Raw genomic sequence first — 17,744 nt, 5'->3', positions numbered from 1 at the left:
ATGATCCGGCAGTGCTGGAATATGCGCGGGCGGACAAAATGGTAAAAGCCGAGCTCGAAGGCTTTGCCAAGGCGGTATCCGAGCGCTTTGGAGAACGGACCTTTCTGCCGCTTGCGGCGAAAGACACGAGCGGCAAGACCTTCGGGACCGTCACATCGGGCATGACGGCTGGACAAAAGGCTGACGTCGAAACCGCGTGGCACGCCATGCGGACGGTTCAGCAACTTGCTGCCCAAGAACGAACGACCGAGGAGCTCAAGCAAGCCGAGACGTTGCGGCAGACCAGGAGCGAGGGGTTCTCTCTGATATAACAACAGGGCCAGGAACACTTTGGGCGCGCTGACCGCGCACCAACGACAAGCGGCACGGATGATTTCGGTGGCTGCGCCGGCGCCATCCTGGCGATTGTCACTGACCTCGCCGGCGGTTACCGCATCAATCTAACACCGAGCAAACCACTGGGCCTGCGGCGCATCGTTCCGCCTCATCGTCCGGTGGCAATCGACGACCTGGTGTTCATCTACACTCCGGAAACAGTTGCGATGCGGGCAGCGACGGCAGGAGGGTATCTCCGGTCTGATTCCTCCCCGGACGAGTCGCACCGTTGATCAAGACAGCGGTCGCCGCCGCAGGTATCATCCCAAGCGCTCCGACGATGACGATCCAGACGGTGACGCCGAACAGCGCAGAATAAACCGTGGGAACGACGGCCGCGAGGCCGGTGATCAGCACCACGTCTCGGTCCGCGCTCATCAGAAAGTTCGGGCGAGAGAGGGCACGAGGGACACGAATTCAGCCATGATCTCCCCCTCTCCCATTCGAACCAATTGACGTGATCTACTCGTCGGGTAGCCCGATACATCTATCACGAGAACACGATTTCCATCGGCCTCAAGGCCATGGCGCTGTCAGGCTGGGGCGTCGCCTGGCTTCCGGAAAGCTTGATCGTAGACGAATTGGCAACCGGCGCTTTGGTGCCGGCCGCCAGCGATCCCTCATGGGATCTCACAGTAGAGATCCGGATTTACAGGAATGGAAAATCGTCCAGGCCGTTGTTGAACGCGTTTTGGAAACAATGCCAGAAATAGGAAAAGAACCGGACGCACGCCATGGTCGATTGCAGCAATGGCCGTTAAAAAAACTCTGCCTGGACCTATTTTAGAAGATCTCTTGCGGTATCTGTGTCTTCCGGCCTCTCGCTGCACGTCGATCCACAACAGTAGACGGGAACCAAGTTCTGAAACATGGCGACCTCCGCTCCATCTCCACAGGCGTTCGGCATATCGGCGTCCTTTTACTCGCGCTCGGCCGATCGCCACCCGCTACTGTTGGCCGCCGGATAATTGCTCGGGATATCGACCAAGAAAAGCCTCCAAGCCCAGCTTGCTCGTCAATTCTGCCTCCCACGCTGCGTCATATCTACCGGCAAGGTTGGCGTGAAAGGAGATGTTCGCGGCAACGTTCAACGACGGGATCAGATTGAACTGCTGAAAGACCAGGCCAACTCGCGTTCGCCGATATCTGGCTCGTTCGCGATCATTAAGTGCTGCGACGTCCTGCCCATCCATCACCACCGACCCGCCATCGGGATGGTCAAGCCCGCCCGCCAGATGAAGAAGCGTGCTCTTGCCGCTACCAGATTCACCTGTCAGGGCGACGCTTTTGTGCGGTGCGACGTCCAGGTCGATTCCCTTTAGTATTTCGATCGTCCCTTCGGCGGTCGTGTAGGACTTACTCAGACAGGGACAGAATCATTTGGGCCTCACGATGCGACTTTCTAAGGGCCTTAAATATCAGGTGCGGCGCGGCCCGCCACCAAGGAAATCCGAACGACTTAGTGAAGATACACGGCGGCTGGCGGTCCACGGTAGGCATCCAGGTGATCGGTTGGATTAAGACGTGCCGGCCTGCCTTTTCGGCTGTTTGGTATATCGCCTCCATCAAAATGTGATCCTGAACGCCCCTCCTCGTCCGGCAAGCACGGTGTACGGTCCTCGGGCACGCAATCGGCCATGTGACCGATGGTTGATGTGCCGCCGGTCCAAGGACGACGCGCGGCCCCTTCAGGACTGATGTCTTCGGGAGCGGGACAAAACTCCGCGATGGCCTAGTCAGCTGCTTTGCCGACGGTGTCCGCTACATAGGCCCCGCGCACACCCATAGGAACTGGCGTCCCGGTGGTCGTGTCTCGCTCAGTCTGGTGCTCCAATTCCGCGTTCAGAGCCGCGCCCAAAATAAGTATGACGACGGATAGCCACGTCCACATAAGGAAGCCGATCAGCGCGCCTAGCGTCCCGTAGGACGCGCTGTAATCCGCGAAATGGTTCAAGTAGAACGCAAAACCAAACGACATCGAGAACCACCCTATAGCTGTGAAGCCCGCCCCCCAGGTCATCCACCGAACTTTGGCAGGCTCGCGACTAGGGCCGAACCTGTAAACAGTCGCCGCGGCCACAACAACGACAACCAACATGAGCGGCCACCGCACGAAAAGTGCAGTCTGCTCTTTGAAAGTGTCCAGCCAGAGAAATTTCAATATCACTGGCATCAACCCGACCAGAAAGACCATTGCGGTGGCCACCAGGATCGCGCATATCGTGAAACAGAGGCCGACTAAGTTCAGCTTTATCAGGCCCCGTTTTTCTTTCTCCTCATAGGCCACGTTCATGGCATCGAAGATCGCCAGAGTGGCATTGTGCGTGCTCCATATCGCGATGCCCAGCCCAAGGAAGAACGCGATGCCCAGAGTGCTGTTTCGACGTTCCACAATGCTTTTGATCTGCTCCTCGATCATCTCAAACGCACCTGGTGGGAGAACAGACGACAGGTCGCGCAAATGATCCGAGATCGTGGCTGGATCAGCCACGATACCGTAGAGTGAAACGAGAGCACCAAGTGCCGGGAAGACTGACAGCAGCAGATAGAACGCGACGCCGGCTGCAATGAGGGTCACCCGATGAGCGAACAGCTTCTCGTAAATTCGCCAGAAGACGTCCTTCAGCCCCTTGGCTGGAATCGACTCAGGCGTATTTGCCTGCCGTCCTCGATTGTCGCCGTTGTTGTCTGACACAGTCTTCGTCGAGTTTTCACCACCTTGCCCTGCCGAACTCAACAACACTGTACCGACAGCGGCAGCGAGCGTCGCGACCAATATAGCAGATGTGGAAATGAAAGGTCTGTGCATCATTACGTCCTTGCCGAAGGCCTTTGTTTAAACGCGCGACCATGATGAAGGATGCAACGAGGCCTGTTTGATACATCACATGGCGGGAACCATTCCGTGAGTTCGATGACAGTACTGTCTTCACAGCAGGCAAGCCGGCGCTGGACTCTCCGTATCGGGCTCTCACCCCCTCTTCTACTTCGACCTCCGTCGCGACGACCAGGATCAAAACGCGATCAGTTGGGTTGGGCTGGGCTCGGCGTATTGATGATGCCGGAGCCAGGCGACCCCACTGTTGAAGGAGCAGGACGACTGAAGGGCATTAGCAGAAAGCCACTTGTGATTATCGCGAGAAGCAACAGCCCGACTGAAATCAACGTCCACCAGGAGCGAGCATTCTGGCCTTCGGGCACGGGACGTTGGCCCGCATCGTAGGCTGTGGTTGGCCTTTGCCCGTCGTCTTCCGGTCGGTCGTTCAAGTCCGCCTCCGCTGCCTCCAAAGGGCTTTCGGCGGTGAGACTGTCATGAAAGGATGTTTTAACTATGGGACGCCGGCTCGCTCCGAGCCGTGAGGAATGAGGCATGGCGCGGTCAGGATGGCAAGGATGTCCACAGGCGCTGAAGCCGTTGAAGCCCGCCCACCTACAACGTCAAACGGCATCAAGGGCCGTCTCAACCTACTGCTTCGGTGGCTGGAGGAGGCGAAGCCGGACATGACAGATGCATTCCTGTGGCGGAGCTGCCGTTTTACATTTGTACACGCGTGTTTTACGGTTGAGCGCGCAGCGACAGTGACAGAAAGCAATTTGCAATCACCCCTGAAGAGCCACAACGGACAACCGCGCAACCCACCGTTCACGCTTTCCTCGTCTCCACCCAGTGAGGGAGGCGGCATCCGAGCACACCGGCTTCCCCTGGATCAGTTTCCGAGCCAGCGGTATTCCTGAATGGAAGCGCGCCCGGTTTGCTTGTCATAGAGGCAGAGCAGGTTCTTCGTAGCCTTTCCTTTGCCAGCAGACTCCCGGAGTAGTATAGCGACCTTCCCAACGGAGTCTTCAAAGACGATCGGGCTGCTGGCCTCAGGCGTGACCATGCCAGACTTGCCGATGCAGGTTCCATTTGCTTTCGCAAAAAGAGCGTCCCACGACTTGCCGCTGGATGCATTGGCGCCAACGGTGACTGCAAGAATTAGGAGAGTTGTGGCTGCGATAGTCTTGAACATGAGCACTTCCTTTCATATGACAACTCGTCTTTCGGCGAGGCAACGCGTTCTGAAAATGGAGGCTGGCGAAATCAAGGCAGGGCGGGGAATACAGGGATGATGGAGCGAATCGAGGGATGCCAGTCCAAGGTTATGTTGACAACGTAGCCTAGCAACCGATCTCAACCACCGGCATCTGCGATATGGTAGCGTCTAGGATCATTTTGAGATCGTGGGAAAGGTAGCCGACGTGTCGGCGACCGAATTTCGGTGGCTCCCTCAGAGAACCGCCCGTGGGCCGCCTCGATAATCGCGATCGTGCAGGGCTCGTAATCGAAACCCTGGAGCGTCCTGGGTGTAGACTGGAGCCCGTCCGTCGCCACCGCCATACAACATGTGTGTCCCATCTTGATTGAATGGCGAGGCATGCCGGTCGATCTTCTAAAGGGGGCCCTCCGGCGCAAAGCGGTCGTGACGGCGCTGCGTCGCCTAGATCCGGAGCATGTGGAGGATTACCTGCGCGTCTTTGGTATCGTTCTTGTTCAAACCGTTGTGCAAGGCCTCAAGGGTTCGCGCGCGCGAGCCAGCGACGACAGCCGCACCTCCTAACCCGTTTCGGCTGCACGATCCTTGAGGACCTGCAGCCGAAAGCGGGGACCTGGTGCCTCGATCAGAACGAGTTTGTCGGGCATGAGCAGCAAGGATGATGTCAGTAATTCCAAAGTGTCCCATCCTCCAACCGCACGACCGGGTGGCTACCGGCCTTGTAACTGTAGTGCGCCGCTTCCTTCTCATCGAAATCGACGCCAAGTCCTGGCGCGTCGCTGACATGAAAAAAGCCGTTCTCAAATCGGTGTTCCGACGGGTACAGCGCGTCGCATTCGGGCGTGCCCAGCACTAGGTATTCCTGGATGCCGAAATTTGGCGCCCACGCGTTCAGGTGCGCCTGGGCCGCCATTGAGAGCGGCGAATGGCTTGGCGCGCCATGGAACCCGGTACGCACATGATGCAGTCCAGCCAGGTCGACAATGCGTTTGACGTGGGTAATGCCGCCGGCATAGGTAACGGCGACACGTATGAAGTCGATCAACTCGTTTTCGATCAACTTGTTGCAGTCCCAGATCGAGTTGAAGACTTCTCCGATGGCGATGGGCACGGTTGAGTGATGCCGCAGTAACTTCAGCGCATCCTGATCGTCGGCCGGGGTCGGATCCTCAAGCCAGAAGAGGTCCACGGGCTCGACTGCCTTTGCGAATTCCGCGGCCTCCCGTGGCGTCAGCCTGTGATGGATGTCGTGCAGGATCTTCAACTCCGGGCCGAACCGCTCACGGACTTCGGCGAGTGCCCCGGGCATGTAACGCATGTAGCGTCCGGTATCCCAGATCTCAACCTTAGGTCGGATGCCGGTGTAGTCAGTAATGTAATTTTTCGCCTCTCCCTTGTTTTCTGGCACAGCGTAGCCTGCCGTCGGCATGCCGGGAATGCCACACTGCACACGAATTGCCTTGTATCCCTGCTCCACATACCAGGAAATGGAGTCCATCAGGTCTTCGAGATCGGCCCCGGTGGCATGGGCATAGAGAAGGGCGCCCTCACGGCTTTTGCCACCAAACAGCTGATAGAGTGGCATGTTCGCGAGCTTGCCCTTAATGTCCCATAGGGCCATATCAATTGCGCCAAACGCTGCCATGGCGATCGGTCCGCGCCGGAAATAGGCGCCGCGATACAAATACTGCCAGATGTCTTCACTGTTGCGTGGATCCATCCCGATCAGGTTTGGAACGAGGTAGTCCTTTAAATAGGCAGCCGGCAAGGTTTCGCGATTGTTCAGCGTTGCGTCACCTAGCCCGTAGACGCCCTGGTCGGTCATGATCTTCAAAGTCACGTAATTCTTAGCAGGACCGCCGACGAACACTTTGGCATCGGTAATCTTCATGGGGACCGTCTCCGTTAAAATGTGCGCCGACCCCCGAAATCACTCTCGGGAGTGGTAGATCCTTAGGACCGTCAATGCGTGGCAGTGACTTTGTGGCTGTGGAGTTCCAGTTCAGGCAGCAGTGTCAAGCTTGCTGCTTTCGATGAGTTCGAATGTATCATCTTGTTTCGCTCGGCCATGATCTGTCGCAGTCAATTCCTCAAGCACTTTGTCGGATTGCATTATTGCAATACGGCTGCACATATGCGCCACAACCGCCAGGTCATGGCTTACAAGGTAAGTCAGTCCCATCTGGGCACGCAAATTGGCAAGCACGTTGAGAATTTCAGCCTGCACCGATACGTCCAGCGCCGAAGTGGGCTCGTCGAGCAAGACGACTTCAGGCCTAAGGATCAGGGCACGTGCAAACGCTACTCGCTGTCTTTGCCGTTCCCGGGCTGTGGCGACATCGTTAGTTTGAATGGTCTTCGGCGCCCGATGAGGCTGGACGGCATTTGGCGTTAGCCTGTAAAGCCGAACTGCTTTTTTGTCGGCACCTTGCTGACGGATTCGATGAAACTCCAGAGCACATGGTCCTCGCCGAGTGCCCAGGTGCGCTGATCCACCTCGCCGAGATGATCGCGCATGGCCTGCGACGCGCGACCTGGATCTCGATCGGCGATCGCCGAAACGATAGCCTCATGCTCACGAAGGACGATCTCGGTGCGGCGAACCCCAAGGCGGTTCCTCAGGCTTCGTATTCGATCCACCTCCACTTTTGCGACCTCAATAATTTGGATCAACCCAGCTAGGCCGGCGGCCTTAAGGATCAGAGCGTGAAACTGTTCGTCACAAAGGAAAAAATCCCAGTAGGCCTCCTTCTCGAGCGCTTCTCGCTGGCGTGAGAGATTAGCCTTCATCTGAATGATATGTCCGTCGTTGCGAAGTGTCGCAGCCTGGGCGACTGCCGCCACCTCCAGGTGCAGCCTCACGAAACAGCCTTCCCGGAACCGCTCTATATCGATCAGCGCCACTCGCGTGCCACTTTTCGGAACGACGGTAACCAGGCGCTCTTCGACGAGCCGGATCAAGGCCTCACGGATCGGCGTCTTACTTACCTTGAGGCAGGCGGCAATTTCATTCTCTGACAACGCGCTGCCAGGCCGCAGCCGCATCTCCACGATGACGGCGCGGAGGGCCTTATGCACCCGCTCTACCAGGTAGCCCTCTACGTCCAGCGACGCGGGCGACAAGACTTCCGTAATGTCGGACGATAATTCCAAAGCCATCTTATATCTCCAGTATGAATCTAAGATATCAGATTGCGTTCTTATGCACAAGTGATATAGGTTCAAATATTACAGCGCGGATGAAACCATGAGGATCGAATATCTAACTCTCATTCCTGCCGCCATTTCCGGCACAGCACCCCTACCCTTCGGGCGTCCATCAGCCCTTCGCGCTCAGGACATCGATCGAATTTTTCTGCCAACACGGAGCTGTCGGATTCACTGCTTGCTACGGCAGCATCAATGTCTTGGAGGATCTATGGTGAACAGAGTTGACCAGTTTCAAGTGAAGGATCTTCACAAAGGCGTGCTGAAAGTACGTCGCAAAGGTCGCTGCATCAATGCCAGACCTGGCGCCGGCCACAAGCGCGACGAATTCACCGCACTCTGCAATGTCGCGGGCTTCAGCGAAAGAAAAGATTCAGGCGCGACGCAACTCTTAGACCCCGGCTAGGAGCTCGCGTGCCGCGCTCGTCACCGACAACATCGAAAGGATTCCCGACATGACGCCAAAGCTTTCCGCCAAAACCCGCGAGAAACTCCTCCAAGTGAGTACCGCAACTCTTTGCACAGCACTTTTCAAACGCGGCCTCCGCAACCAGTTCATCCAAGATGTTCGCCCTGTCGGCAAGACAGTCCGGAACATGGTCGGAGAAGCCTATACGCTGCGCTACATTCCCGCCCGCGAAGATCTCAACCCGCTGACGGTCTTTCGTGACCGTGCCCATCCGCAGCGCAAGGCCGTGGAGGAATGCCCGCAGGGCGCAGTATTCGTCATCGACAGTCGTAAGGATCCTCGCGCGGCCTCAGCAGGATCCATACTCATCACCCGGCTAATGCTGCGAGGCGCCGAAGGTGTCGTAACGGACGGCGGCTTCCGCGACTCTCCGGAAATCGCAGAACTGCCGTTTCACGCCTATCATAACCGCCCCTCCGCGCCGACTAACCTTACCCTCCACCAGGCCGTTGACATCAACGTGCCGATCGGCTGCGGCGACGTTGCAGTATTTCCCGGCGATGTGGTCGTCGGTGACGGCGAAGGTGTGATCGTCATCCCGATCGATATCGCCGACGACATAGCCGACGAGTCCGTCGAGATGACAGCATTTGAGGATTTCGTGCTCGAACAGGTGAATGGCGGCCGCTCCATTCTCGGCCTCTATCCGCCCACAGACCCCGAAACCGGGGTCGAATTCGAACGCTGGCGGAAAGCATCCAATCGCTAATGCAGCGATAGCAATCGTGTGGATTACGGCATCGTTCATCACCGAAGTCGCAATCGATTCATACCGTCGGATTCCGGCCGAGCATAGAATAGGACATTCACATTGTTGGGCATGCATTTGCGCCGAGAATAAAATGAAAGTCGAGATTGTAGACGGTCCCAGCGTTACATCAACGACGTGCTCTCATCATTGAAATGAAACCACGACATATTCCACATACAGGCCGTCTGACTGGCCGTCGTGGTCGATATTCAACATTCAATTTGCTACGACAACTCAGCACGTTGAGGGGATTTCCATCGACTTTGGCAGATCATCTGGCCGATGTTCTTGGGTGCGCAATGGCCCTATCGCATCGCAGCGCTCGCCGAGTAGTCGAGCGCGGTAGGCGATTATTCGCCAAACGTTGCTCATTCGGATGGGTGCAGTCCGCGCCACCTTATTTCTTCAAAACGATGTGAGTAGCTTTCTCCGTCGCCTCCTGAGCGGCGATCCGAAAGCCGAGCGAAGGCAGGTCGATACCGGCAAACATTGCTTCGCCTCTCCCGAGCACAACTGGCGAAATGGCAAAGTGTAGTTCGTCGACGAGGCCAGCCTGAAGATATTGGCGCACCGTGCTGACACCGCCGCCGATCTTGATATCCCTGCCACCGGCGACGGCCTTGGCCTGCATTAGCGCAGCCTCGATCCCGTCGGAGACGAAATGGAAGGTCGTGCCACCTTCCATGACAACGGGCGCGCGGGGGTAGTGGGTTAGGATGAACGTCGGTGCATGATAAGGCGGATTGTCGCCCCACCAGCCTTTCCAGTTTTCATCAGGCCATTCGCCGCGAACAGGGCCGAACATGTTGCGACCGAGGATAAAGGCACCAAAACCGGTATTTCCAGACGATGCGTATTTCGCGTCGACACCTTCCGATTCGCCCTCCTTGCCGAACATCGCCTGGAAAGTCCGAGTCGGGAAAAACCACTCAAACAATTCCGGCCCCCGCTTGCCGAGGGGCGCGATCATGCTTTGCTCCGGTCCAGCCCCAAAGCCATCGATCGAGAGCGAAAATGCTGCAACGCGAACCTTCGACACGGATTGCCCCATCTAATTGCATTATAAAACCGGTTTCATATTAAGCACACGTTATCCTACTTTGCAATTGGAGCTCAACGATGAAGGCGTTGGGAACCGCTGGAGTCTGTTCCGATGATCGCCCTGATCGGTGCCTGGGGCCGGCTGTGTTCCAGCGTCTTAGTGGGGCATATGTCCCATGTGACGTCACGCCAGCTCTCACGGTGCGGCGTGGAATCAAACCAGCTGCCCAGTCCGCAGAGTAGCCATGGGTTTCGGAAGCCGCGAGGATTGCTTTGCCCCTCCGGTCGCATCATAGAGCTAAAATTCCGGATCGCGTTGAATTGCATTGGACACCCTAATCCCCGTTCAAGGGAAAATGTATATTTCAATAGGGTGGCAGAAGCTCTACATGCGATTGCGGACGGATGGCGTGCGACGCCGGCTTCCTTTAAAACAGCCGATGTTGATGTGGGTACCTTTCTGGGCTTCGCTCCCGTACTGTCTATGGGCATTCCCGGGCTCCGCTCAGGACGGGTCGGACCGCAAAGTGGCGGCAACCCCGCGTATCGTCAAGCTCGCGAGAGCTGCACACGTAGGGGTGCGGCTAGAACAATTGGAAAAAGACCCCGCGAGTGCATGATCTGCCGTCCACAGGAAGGCGGGGCTGCCCGCCCCGCCGACCATCCTCAAATCTCAGTGGAGCTCATGAGTGGCAACTTGGAACCCAGCGCACCGAGAGCAATGCGATGGACGATCTCGGACGGGGCTGTGCAGAGATCGCTGACGACGCGAACGCGCAGCGGATCCGACAACCGGGACAGCGCCGTGAAGACGACGCAGTTCTGCGTCATCATCCCGCACACCAGCAGCTCGTCGATCCCGGCCAGATGGCCGCTGAGATCAGTGTCCTGAAAGGCGTCTGCGAAATGTTTTGCCACAATTGGCGCAGCATTGGACACGGCGAGGATTCCCGGCCTAATCGAGGCCCCGTGGCTTCCCTCTGCGAAGAGGCCGGAGCCATCGCGCGACAGGTGACGAACGAGAATGATCTTGTCCCCTTTGGCGCGTGCATTGCCAATGGCGGCAAGGATCCGGCTCTCTACCTCTTCGGGTTCCCACAACGGCAGGCCGCCGCCCGGGAAATATTCGTTTTGCACGTCGATGACGAGAAGGGCGCGGGGCATTTGAACTCCGGTGACTATTGATGGTCATCGCTTGTACCGCTCTGCCTGCCCGGATTTAAGTGGCCCTAAAGCCATGTTTCGTGCAAAATGGGCCAATGCACTTTGCCGTTCTCGCCTACGACGGAATTAGTCCGTTCATGCTTTCGACGCCGCTTGCCGTATTCGGCGAGCCTTTTGTCGCGAGTGGGCATAGGATCGACGTCTGTGCGTACGACCGGAGGTTTTCCGCCAACGGCGGCCTGTCGATCGAGACGACGCACTCGTTCGAGTCCTGCCGCGATGCCGACGTGCTCATACTTCCGGGCTGGAGAAATGCCGACGAACCTGTGCCGGGTGAGATCGTCTCCGAGCTTCGCTTTGCGCAGTCTCGTGGGGCGATTGTCGTCGGTCTATGTCTCGGGGCTTTCGGGCTGGCGGAGGCAGGGCTGCTCGACGGTCGCCGAGCCACCACACACTGGGCGCGGGCCGAAACATTCGCGATCCGATATCCGGAGGTCAAGGTCGACGCTGGCGCTCTATTTGTCGATGAAGGACCGGTGCTGACATCCGCCGGGGTCGCTTCCGGTCTCGATTGCTGTCTCCACCTTCTGGCGCGGGTTTCAGGCGTCGCCGAGGCCAACCGCGTAGCCCGCCACTTAGTGGTCGCGCCCCAGCGTTCCGGAAGCCAGCCGCAACTAATCGAACGACCAGCGCTAGGATCATCGTCCGATCAGAGGATCAATGTGATACTTGAGTCCTTGCGGGCGCATCCCGCTTCAAAGCCGAATTTGGACGAACTAGCGAAACAGGCAGGCATGAGCAGGCGCAGCGTCACCCGGCATATACGGGAAAGAACCGGCGGAAGCCTTGGAGGCTGGATGAGGCAGGTCCGGCTGGCACGGGCTCAGGAACTGCTAGCATCGGGAGCGCGCGGCCTTGAAGAGGTCGCCACAATCTCCGGCTTTCCCGATGCGCCCGCATTGCGGATCGCATTCCGTGCGTCTCTAGGGATGACACCGCGGCAATGGCTGGCTCGACAGCGGCTCGACTGAGCTATTGGATTTGGTTGGTCTCGAATGTTTTGAGCCTTTCGACATCCTCCGGCGTCAATCCGAGCGGGCTTCCCACAGATCCATTTCATGTGGCGCGACATCGCTCCTCTGCTTGTCTGTGCCGACCTACACGGATACGGCGCCAGCGCTTGTCGCGATCGTCTCCGCTATTCCAAACGAGCGACGGCCGCCGAGAGGTCGAGGCCATGTCTGCTTCAGTAATGATGGGAAAAGTGAGACATGCTTTTGTCCGCCAGCCCATGCAGCGAGGGCCGCCAAGGAGGATAGTAGAAATCTGAAGGAGCTTCAGGCTAATAAGAAGCTTATCGTCATCGGCGCCGCTTGCGCGAAGGTATGGTCTGGGCATTCACTATCGAAGCATTGAAAGCCTGGCGCCCAAACTTCGCCCGCGCCTGTTTCTATCTTGGACCGCAAAATTTCAGAGTCCTAACCAGGGTAGGTCGGTGCGACGAGGCTCAACTTGCCGACGGGAGCGCATCAACGCTCCCGTCGCCCCTGCCGCCCTGCCCGGCCCGACCGCGTGTTGAGGCGCGCGTCGATACCTGCTGGAGCGACGGCACGGAGTCGGACCGCTTGCAGGCCTCTGGATAATTGAACTGCTGCGATGCTGCTTGACGAAAGAGGCCGCTAGCTCTTCGATCGGAAGCCCCGTCTTCTCCTGTTCTTCTGCAAGCATCGCTTGGACGCCCTCGGACAGAGTTGGGCCGGGAAGAACGGAGTTGACGGTCACGCCGGTGCCGGACATGCGCTTGGCCAGGCCGCGGGCGACCGCGATATCGGCAGTCTTGCTGACCCCATAATGGATCATCTCGACTGGAATGTTGAAGCCGGATTCGGACGCCAGGAAAATCACCCGGCCCCAGTTCAGTTTCTGCATCCCGGGAAGATAGGCGCGAGACAGTCGGACGGCGGACATAACGTTAACCTGCCAGTGTCGATCCCAGACCTCGTCATCGGCATCGAAGAAGTCGATCGGCTGGAAGATGCCGGCATTGTTGATCAGGATGTCGGCATGCGGAACCTGAGCGACCAGTGACGCACAGCCGTCGGCCGTCGACAGGTCGGCGGCGGCGGCTCTTATGCTGCTGGTGACGCCCTCACTCTTCAGCCGTTCGACAGCCCTCGCGGTCTTGTCTTCCGACCGGCCGTTGACGACCGTGTCCGCCCCGGCTCGTGCGAGCTGCCGGGCGATCGCGTAGCCGATGCCTTCGGTTGAGCCTGTCACCAAGGCGGTCTTGCCAGTGAGATCGATCTGCATTTCCTCTGCTCCTGTCTGAGTTCAGTGGCCTTCGACTTTGAAAAGAATGTCAGCGAAACCTGGAACAGTCTCTTCCCGGTTCCAGTCCCGCTGCAGTTCGCAGATCAACTGCACCCACGAGACGGGTTTGCCGCCAGCCTGGACGAGCCGCGCGAGGCCTGCCTCATGCGCTTCGAGCGACGTGCCGCCGATGCAGTCGACGACCGGATAGACGTCGAAACCCTCATTTATCGCGTCGAGAGCCGGATGCACAAGGCACACCTCCGTCCATAACGCCGCCATCACGAGCTTGTTGCGGTCCGTCGCCTTCACGGCGCGGTTGAAGTCCTCGTCTTCCCATGCGTTTATCGAGGTCCGATCGATCGGTTGAAGGTCGCCCAGAACATCGGTGATCTGGTGGATGGTCGGCTGGTTGCGACCGGTCTGCACGTTGACGGTCGAGAGTATGATCGGCATCTCGTAGAGCTTCGCAATCCGGGCAAGCGCGGTGATGTTGGAGACCAGCTCACGCTTGGACCGCGAGGCGATGGAGGAAACCTGGACGGGCTGGAAGTCGATGATAACGACCGCGGCGTTCTGCGGCGTCAGCAGGTGGTCGCATACCGGATCTCTGCGGTGGACAAAGGAAGTCATGTCTGGCTCCTCCTACTCGCCGGAATGGGCGTCGGCGGCGTCGACGTACTGGGTGTCTGTCGGACCTACGCCGGTGATGAATACCGTCGCTGCCTTGTCTCCCGTGAACGCGAAATGCGCCGTGTTCGCAGGCTCGGTATAGAAGGCGCCTCGTCCCAGCACCGACGTGGTGGCGTCGCTTGCCTTCGCTCCGTATCCGAAATGCCATTCGCCTGAGACGACGAGCGCCGTCCGATCATCGCGATGGCTGTGCGAGGCGATGCGGGTATGTGCAGGCACTCGAAGCTCGATCGCGTACGGCCCCGGTTTTTTTGGATCACCTGACAGGACGACCATCTTCACCCCCGGCAGTCCGGAGGTCCCCGCTCCGCCCCGACTAGGGTTCAGCGCAGCGACTTCGTCGGCGCTAAGTCGCATGGGCTTCAACACGCTCGGATCCGAGGTGCCGAGGAAGGCGCGGATTGCCGCGACCGTCGCCTCGGGCTGCTCTTCCATCAGCCAGTGACCGGAGTTGGCGACCACGACCTGGTGCACGTCATCGGCGGCGAAACGCATGACGTGAGCCATCGTCGCTCCAAATGAACGCTCTCCCCCGATTGCCAGGACGGGCATCTGTAGGCCGCCCTTGTCTAATGCTGCGCGGTTGTCGATTGCATCCTGGTCGAATGCGGCGAACTGCATGAAGCCGGCGTGCATGCGGCCCGGCTTCGAGTAAAGTTCCGCATAGTGTACGCAGGAGGCTTCGGTAAACCTGGATGGATCGGCAGCGAACTCATTCCAGAACCGGTCGAGATAGATACGCTCTCTACCGTGCACCAGGCGCTCCATATCCGGTCCGCCGAAGCGGAAATGCCAGAGCAACGGGCCCTTGAGAATTTCTTCCCAGGGTCCAATGCCTGGAACGGGAGCATCCATCATGACCAGACGCGTGGTGCGGTCGGGATACGCTTTGGCAAAGGAGTAGGCGACCATGTTGCCGATGTCGTGGCCGACGACGTCGGCTTCACGAACCTTCAACGCATCGAGGACACCTGCGAGATCCTTGGCTTCGTTCATCTTTGTGAACCCATCCGTTGCCACCGCCGAGAGACCCATCCCTCTCAGGTCCGGGGCGATGACGGTGTGGTCGCCCATCAGTTCGGCGGCGAGCGGCGCCCACATGTCGCCTGTGTCTCCGTACCCATGGATCAGGAGTACGGCCGGACCTTGCCCGCCAATCCTGACGTGCACCGTCGTGCCGTTGGTCTTGATCTCCTCCGTCCGGAAGGAGGTGGGAAAGTCGAAAGATTCCGCGGCCGCTTCGCCACCAAGTACAAGACACGCTGCTATCGTCATCAACATCTGTTTCACGAACAAGCCTCCATCGATGGAAGGCTTCTATTACGAGTGGCTCCCGGCCATCTTGCGCAATATGAGCTTTCTTAGCGCGAAATTGCCGTGGTGAGCTCGTGAAGCCCAGCCGCGGTCCCGTCGCTTCACTTCAAATTGCGACTAAGACGGTCAGAATATCCAAGACAGCCACGAGACATTATACTAGCGTGACAGACGAGAAAATTACGGCTTCGAGGCCGCGTGGCGAGGACGATACGTGCAATCCGATCCTGCCTACGGTCAGAAGTTCGTCAGTCCGTTTAGAGTGGACTCGGTGTCGCAGCTTGCTGTATCCGGCCCGAAGAAGTCGCGCCTGCTGGTCTCTCGGCTGCGCAGGGATACGCCGGGGCACGGATTGGTCATGGCTCCCCAACAGGAAGGTGGCCCGGTCTACTCCGTCCTTCTGCAGCTTCGGGAGCAAATCAGTCGGGAGCTCTTCGTCGCCGACAAGTGCGTTCACCGCGGCTCCTACGCAGCTCGCACGACAAGCATTGTAAATCATCTCGAGCGACCAGTGGCAAACCTGCTGAGCCCATTCGACAACCTCATGTTCACCGTTCCCCAGCTCGCTCTCGACGAGATCGCCGACGAACGCGGCGTAGCAAGGGTGAGCCAGCTTCACTGCAGGGCCGGCGGCGTCTTCGACGAAACGGTGTGGCATCTGGGAAATGCGCTTCTTCCGGCCTTGGACCGTCCCAACGAGATCGGGTCGCTTTATGCCCAGCAGCTCATGCTCGCCATCAACACGTATTTTGCTCAGACCTTCGGCGGCCTGCGGCAGGTGAAGGATAAAGCCGGAACGCTTGCCCCTTGGCAGGTGAAGCGAGCGATCGAGGCGATGACGTCCCTTGCGGATGACGATCTTTCTCTCAAGGAACTCGCGTCGCAATGCGGGCTCTCCGTGAGCTATTTTGTGCGCGCCTTCAAATCCACCACGGGCGACTCGCCGCATCGTTGGATCCTGCGCCACCGCATCGAGTGCGCCAAGTCGATGCTTGCGCACAGCGACACGAACCTCGTGGAAATAGCGGCAAACTGCGGCTTCGCCGATCAAAGCCACTTCACCCGAATGTTCAGGTCGTTTGTCGGCGTCACGCCGGCGGCCTGGAGACGAGCAGTGAAGTCCTGAGGCTTTAGGGGAACCGCTCGATAAAAGGAGCTCAACTTGGAATCGAACCAGCATTACGCGCAGCGGCAAGTGCGGCAGTTCAAGGCCGATTCCCTTTCTCAGATCGTCGCGTCAGGGCTTGGAAATTCAAAACTCCTCGTTTCGCGCGTCAGGCGCGACACGCCGGGCCACGGCTTCGCCACGCCCGCCAGGCCGGATTCAGTATTCTCAATCCTTGTCCAACTTCGCCAGCAGGAGCGTCGCGAGCTCTATCTGAACGACCGGCTGGTACATCAGGGGTCCTTTCCAAAACGCACGGTCTCGGTCGTAAACCACTGGCAAAGCCCCAAGGCAAACTTGTTGAGCGCGTTCGATACGATCATCTTCACCGTCCCGCAGACGGCTCTAGACGAGGTCGCATACGAGCAGGGCGTCCGGCCAGTCCCGATGCTGTTATGCGAGAATGAAGGGCGTCTTGACGAGACGAGCTGGAGCCTTGCCCAGTCCCTCCTGCCCGCGCTCGAACGCCCCGACGAGGTGGGATCCATGTATGCAGAGCGTGTCTTGCTGGCGAGCACCACGTACTTCGCCCAAGGTTTCGGCGGGATGCGCCAGGCTACGGCGGCTCGACACAGTCTGTCGCATCGGCAGGTCAATCGCGCCTTCGACCTGATGCACGATCAACTGGATGCCGATCTGTCCCTATCAGTGCTGGCTTCCGAAATCGACCTGACGGCCCGGCAGTTCGCTCAGGCCTTCCGAAGGACGACCGGCAGCGCGCCGGACAGATGGATGCGGCATCAGCGCGTCGAACATGCCAAGATCATGTTGCGCAGGACGTCATTGCCGGTTTCGCAAATTGCGACGGCGTGCGGCTTCGTGAGCTCGGAGCATTTGTCACGCGTCTTCGCGTCCATTGTGGGCGTTACTCCAACCACCTGGCGAAAACACGTTCTCAATTGAACAGGAACTGACTTGGCAACCGGGGTCCATCGACGGCATCCGCATGGGTCGGATCCGGCGGGGTGGGAACATTGGAGCGATGACGTTCTCTCCCTGGTTTAACGAGGAACCGCCGTACTTTCCTTGCTTCAGCAGGCGAGCGACTTGCTGTGAAAGGTAGCCGATCACCGATCCTGGTCAAATCGCGGAACTTCACAAGCAGTTTTTATCGCTGCGCCGTATGCGACGTCCACGCCCCATAGATTTTTCGGTTGATCTACGGGCCGTCAAATGAGCTCACCGAAGAGTATCTGACGAGCTCATTGTGAGGCTCTGATG

General features: G+C 58.4%; 18 protein-coding genes and 3 pseudogenes. 8 read left to right on the top strand and 13 right to left on the bottom strand.

The features are described from left to right. Positions 1–311: pseudogene (locus tag ASC97_RS26205) on the top strand (BID domain-containing protein); the annotation flags it as partial. A gap of 205 nt (positions 312–516) precedes the next feature. On the opposite strand, the gene ASC97_RS35770 reads toward ASC97_RS26205, so the two are convergent. After that, entirely contained in the window at positions 517–792 is a 276-nt protein-coding gene (locus tag ASC97_RS35770) for a hypothetical protein (RefSeq protein ID WP_338012546.1), read from the bottom strand. 73 nt (positions 793–865) lie between these two features. Then, a complete protein-coding gene (locus ASC97_RS35765) occupies positions 866–1,009 on the bottom strand; it encodes a hypothetical protein (RefSeq protein ID WP_244481601.1) in 144 nt (47 codons plus the stop codon). Here ASC97_RS35765 and ASC97_RS33595 point away from each other — a divergent pair. Further along, positions 942–1,088: a hypothetical protein gene (locus ASC97_RS33595; RefSeq protein WP_244481600.1), complete on the top strand. Its 147-nt coding sequence runs from the start codon at positions 942–944 to the stop codon at positions 1,086–1,088. The two genes, ASC97_RS35765 and ASC97_RS33595, sit on opposite strands and share 68 nt — an antisense overlap. A 237-nt stretch (positions 1,089–1,325) precedes the next feature. On the opposite strand, the pseudogene ASC97_RS33590 reads toward ASC97_RS33595, so the two are convergent. The 3 genes and pseudogenes from ASC97_RS33590 to ASC97_RS26180 form a co-directional block, all read right to left on the bottom strand. Continuing rightward, positions 1,326–1,739, bottom strand: a pseudogene (locus ASC97_RS33590) (ATP-binding cassette domain-containing protein); the annotation flags it as partial. A 368-nt stretch (positions 1,740–2,107) separates the two neighbouring features. Then, positions 2,108–3,184 (bottom strand): YihY/virulence factor BrkB family protein, encoded by a 1,077-nt coding sequence (locus tag ASC97_RS26185; protein ID WP_057471271.1) that lies wholly within the window; start codon positions 3,182–3,184, stop codon positions 2,108–2,110. 898 nt (positions 3,185–4,082) lie between these two features. Continuing rightward, positions 4,083–4,385 (bottom strand): hypothetical protein, encoded by a 303-nt coding sequence (locus tag ASC97_RS26180; protein WP_057471266.1) that lies wholly within the window; start codon positions 4,383–4,385, stop codon positions 4,083–4,085. 405 nt (positions 4,386–4,790) lie between these two features. Between ASC97_RS26180 and ASC97_RS34505 the strand changes: the two genes are divergently transcribed. Beyond that, positions 4,791–4,973: a hypothetical protein gene (locus ASC97_RS34505; RefSeq protein ID WP_057471265.1), complete on the top strand. Its 183-nt coding sequence runs from the start codon at positions 4,791–4,793 to the stop codon at positions 4,971–4,973. A gap of 100 nt (positions 4,974–5,073) precedes the next feature. Here ASC97_RS34505 and manD read toward each other — a convergent pair whose 3' ends face one another. From manD to ASC97_RS26160, 3 genes and pseudogenes are all read right to left on the bottom strand, one after another. Then, the gene (gene manD / locus ASC97_RS26170) at positions 5,074–6,300 is read right to left on the bottom strand and encodes a D-mannonate dehydratase ManD (RefSeq protein ID WP_057471264.1); all 1,227 of its coding nucleotides are present in this window, start codon (positions 6,298–6,300) and stop codon (positions 5,074–5,076) included. Between the two features lie 111 nt (positions 6,301–6,411). Continuing rightward, positions 6,412–6,726 (bottom strand): annotated as a pseudogene (locus tag ASC97_RS34500) (ATP-binding cassette domain-containing protein); the annotation flags it as partial. A 74-nt stretch (positions 6,727–6,800) separates the two neighbouring features. After that, positions 6,801–7,568: a GntR family transcriptional regulator gene (locus ASC97_RS26160; RefSeq protein WP_082530174.1), complete on the bottom strand. Its 768-nt coding sequence runs from the start codon at positions 7,566–7,568 to the stop codon at positions 6,801–6,803. A gap of 259 nt (positions 7,569–7,827) precedes the next feature. On the opposite strand from ASC97_RS26160, the gene ASC97_RS26155 reads away from it, so the two are divergent. Both ASC97_RS26155 and ASC97_RS26150 read left to right on the top strand, forming a co-directional pair. Then, positions 7,828–8,022 (top strand): hypothetical protein, encoded by a 195-nt coding sequence (locus ASC97_RS26155; protein WP_057471263.1) that lies wholly within the window; start codon positions 7,828–7,830, stop codon positions 8,020–8,022. Between the two features lie 49 nt (positions 8,023–8,071). After that, positions 8,072–8,794, top strand: a complete 723-nt coding sequence (locus ASC97_RS26150) for a ribonuclease activity regulator RraA (protein WP_057471262.1) — start codon at positions 8,072–8,074, stop codon at positions 8,792–8,794. Positions 8,795–9,233: 439 nt separating this feature from the next. On the opposite strand, the gene ASC97_RS26145 is transcribed toward ASC97_RS26150, so the two are convergent. Together ASC97_RS26145 and ASC97_RS26140 are read right to left on the bottom strand one after the other, a co-directional pair. After that, the gene (locus ASC97_RS26145) at positions 9,234–9,875 is read right to left on the bottom strand and encodes a dihydrofolate reductase family protein (RefSeq protein ID WP_057471269.1); all 642 of its coding nucleotides are present in this window, start codon (positions 9,873–9,875) and stop codon (positions 9,234–9,236) included. 668 nt (positions 9,876–10,543) lie between these two features. After that, complete coding sequence (locus ASC97_RS26140; protein ID WP_057471261.1) at positions 10,544–11,041, bottom strand: cysteine hydrolase family protein; 498 nt, start codon at positions 11,039–11,041, stop codon at positions 10,544–10,546. A 95-nt stretch (positions 11,042–11,136) separates the two neighbouring features. Between ASC97_RS26140 and ASC97_RS26135 the strand changes: the two genes are divergently transcribed. Then, positions 11,137–12,072 carry a GlxA family transcriptional regulator gene (locus ASC97_RS26135; protein ID WP_057471260.1) on the top strand — a complete coding sequence of 312 codons (936 nt, stop codon included), beginning with the start codon at positions 11,137–11,139 and terminating at the stop codon, positions 12,070–12,072. Between the two features lie 439 nt (positions 12,073–12,511). On the opposite strand, the gene ASC97_RS26130 is transcribed toward ASC97_RS26135, so the two are convergent. The 3 genes from ASC97_RS26130 to ASC97_RS26120 are packed head-to-tail and all read right to left on the bottom strand — an operon-like array spanning position 12,512 to position 15,325. Further along, positions 12,512–13,351 (bottom strand): SDR family NAD(P)-dependent oxidoreductase, encoded by an 840-nt coding sequence (locus ASC97_RS26130; protein WP_082530173.1) that lies wholly within the window; start codon positions 13,349–13,351, stop codon positions 12,512–12,514. Positions 13,352–13,372: 21 nt separating this feature from the next. Further along, positions 13,373–13,984: a hydrolase gene (locus tag ASC97_RS26125; RefSeq protein WP_057471259.1), complete on the bottom strand. Its 612-nt coding sequence runs from the start codon at positions 13,982–13,984 to the stop codon at positions 13,373–13,375. A 12-nt stretch (positions 13,985–13,996) separates the two neighbouring features. Further along, complete coding sequence (locus ASC97_RS26120) at positions 13,997–15,325, bottom strand: alpha/beta fold hydrolase (RefSeq protein ID WP_057471258.1); 1,329 nt, start codon at positions 15,323–15,325, stop codon at positions 13,997–13,999. Between the two features lie 247 nt (positions 15,326–15,572). Here ASC97_RS26120 and ASC97_RS26115 point away from each other — a divergent pair, with 247 nt between their 5' ends. Further along, positions 15,573–16,484: a helix-turn-helix domain-containing protein gene (locus tag ASC97_RS26115; RefSeq protein ID WP_057471257.1), complete on the top strand. Its 912-nt coding sequence runs from the start codon at positions 15,573–15,575 to the stop codon at positions 16,482–16,484. A gap of 36 nt (positions 16,485–16,520) precedes the next feature. Further along, complete coding sequence (locus ASC97_RS26110; protein ID WP_057471256.1) at positions 16,521–17,426, top strand: helix-turn-helix domain-containing protein; 906 nt, start codon at positions 16,521–16,523, stop codon at positions 17,424–17,426. Positions 17,427–17,744: the final 318 nt, after the last annotated feature.

This window comes from Rhizobium sp. Root1203 (assembly GCF_001424945.1).
Classification (GTDB): Bacteria; Pseudomonadota; Alphaproteobacteria; order Rhizobiales; family Rhizobiaceae; genus Rhizobium.
The sequence above is the reverse complement of the archived record's forward strand: the minus strand, read 5'-3'. Positions and strand labels throughout refer to the sequence as shown.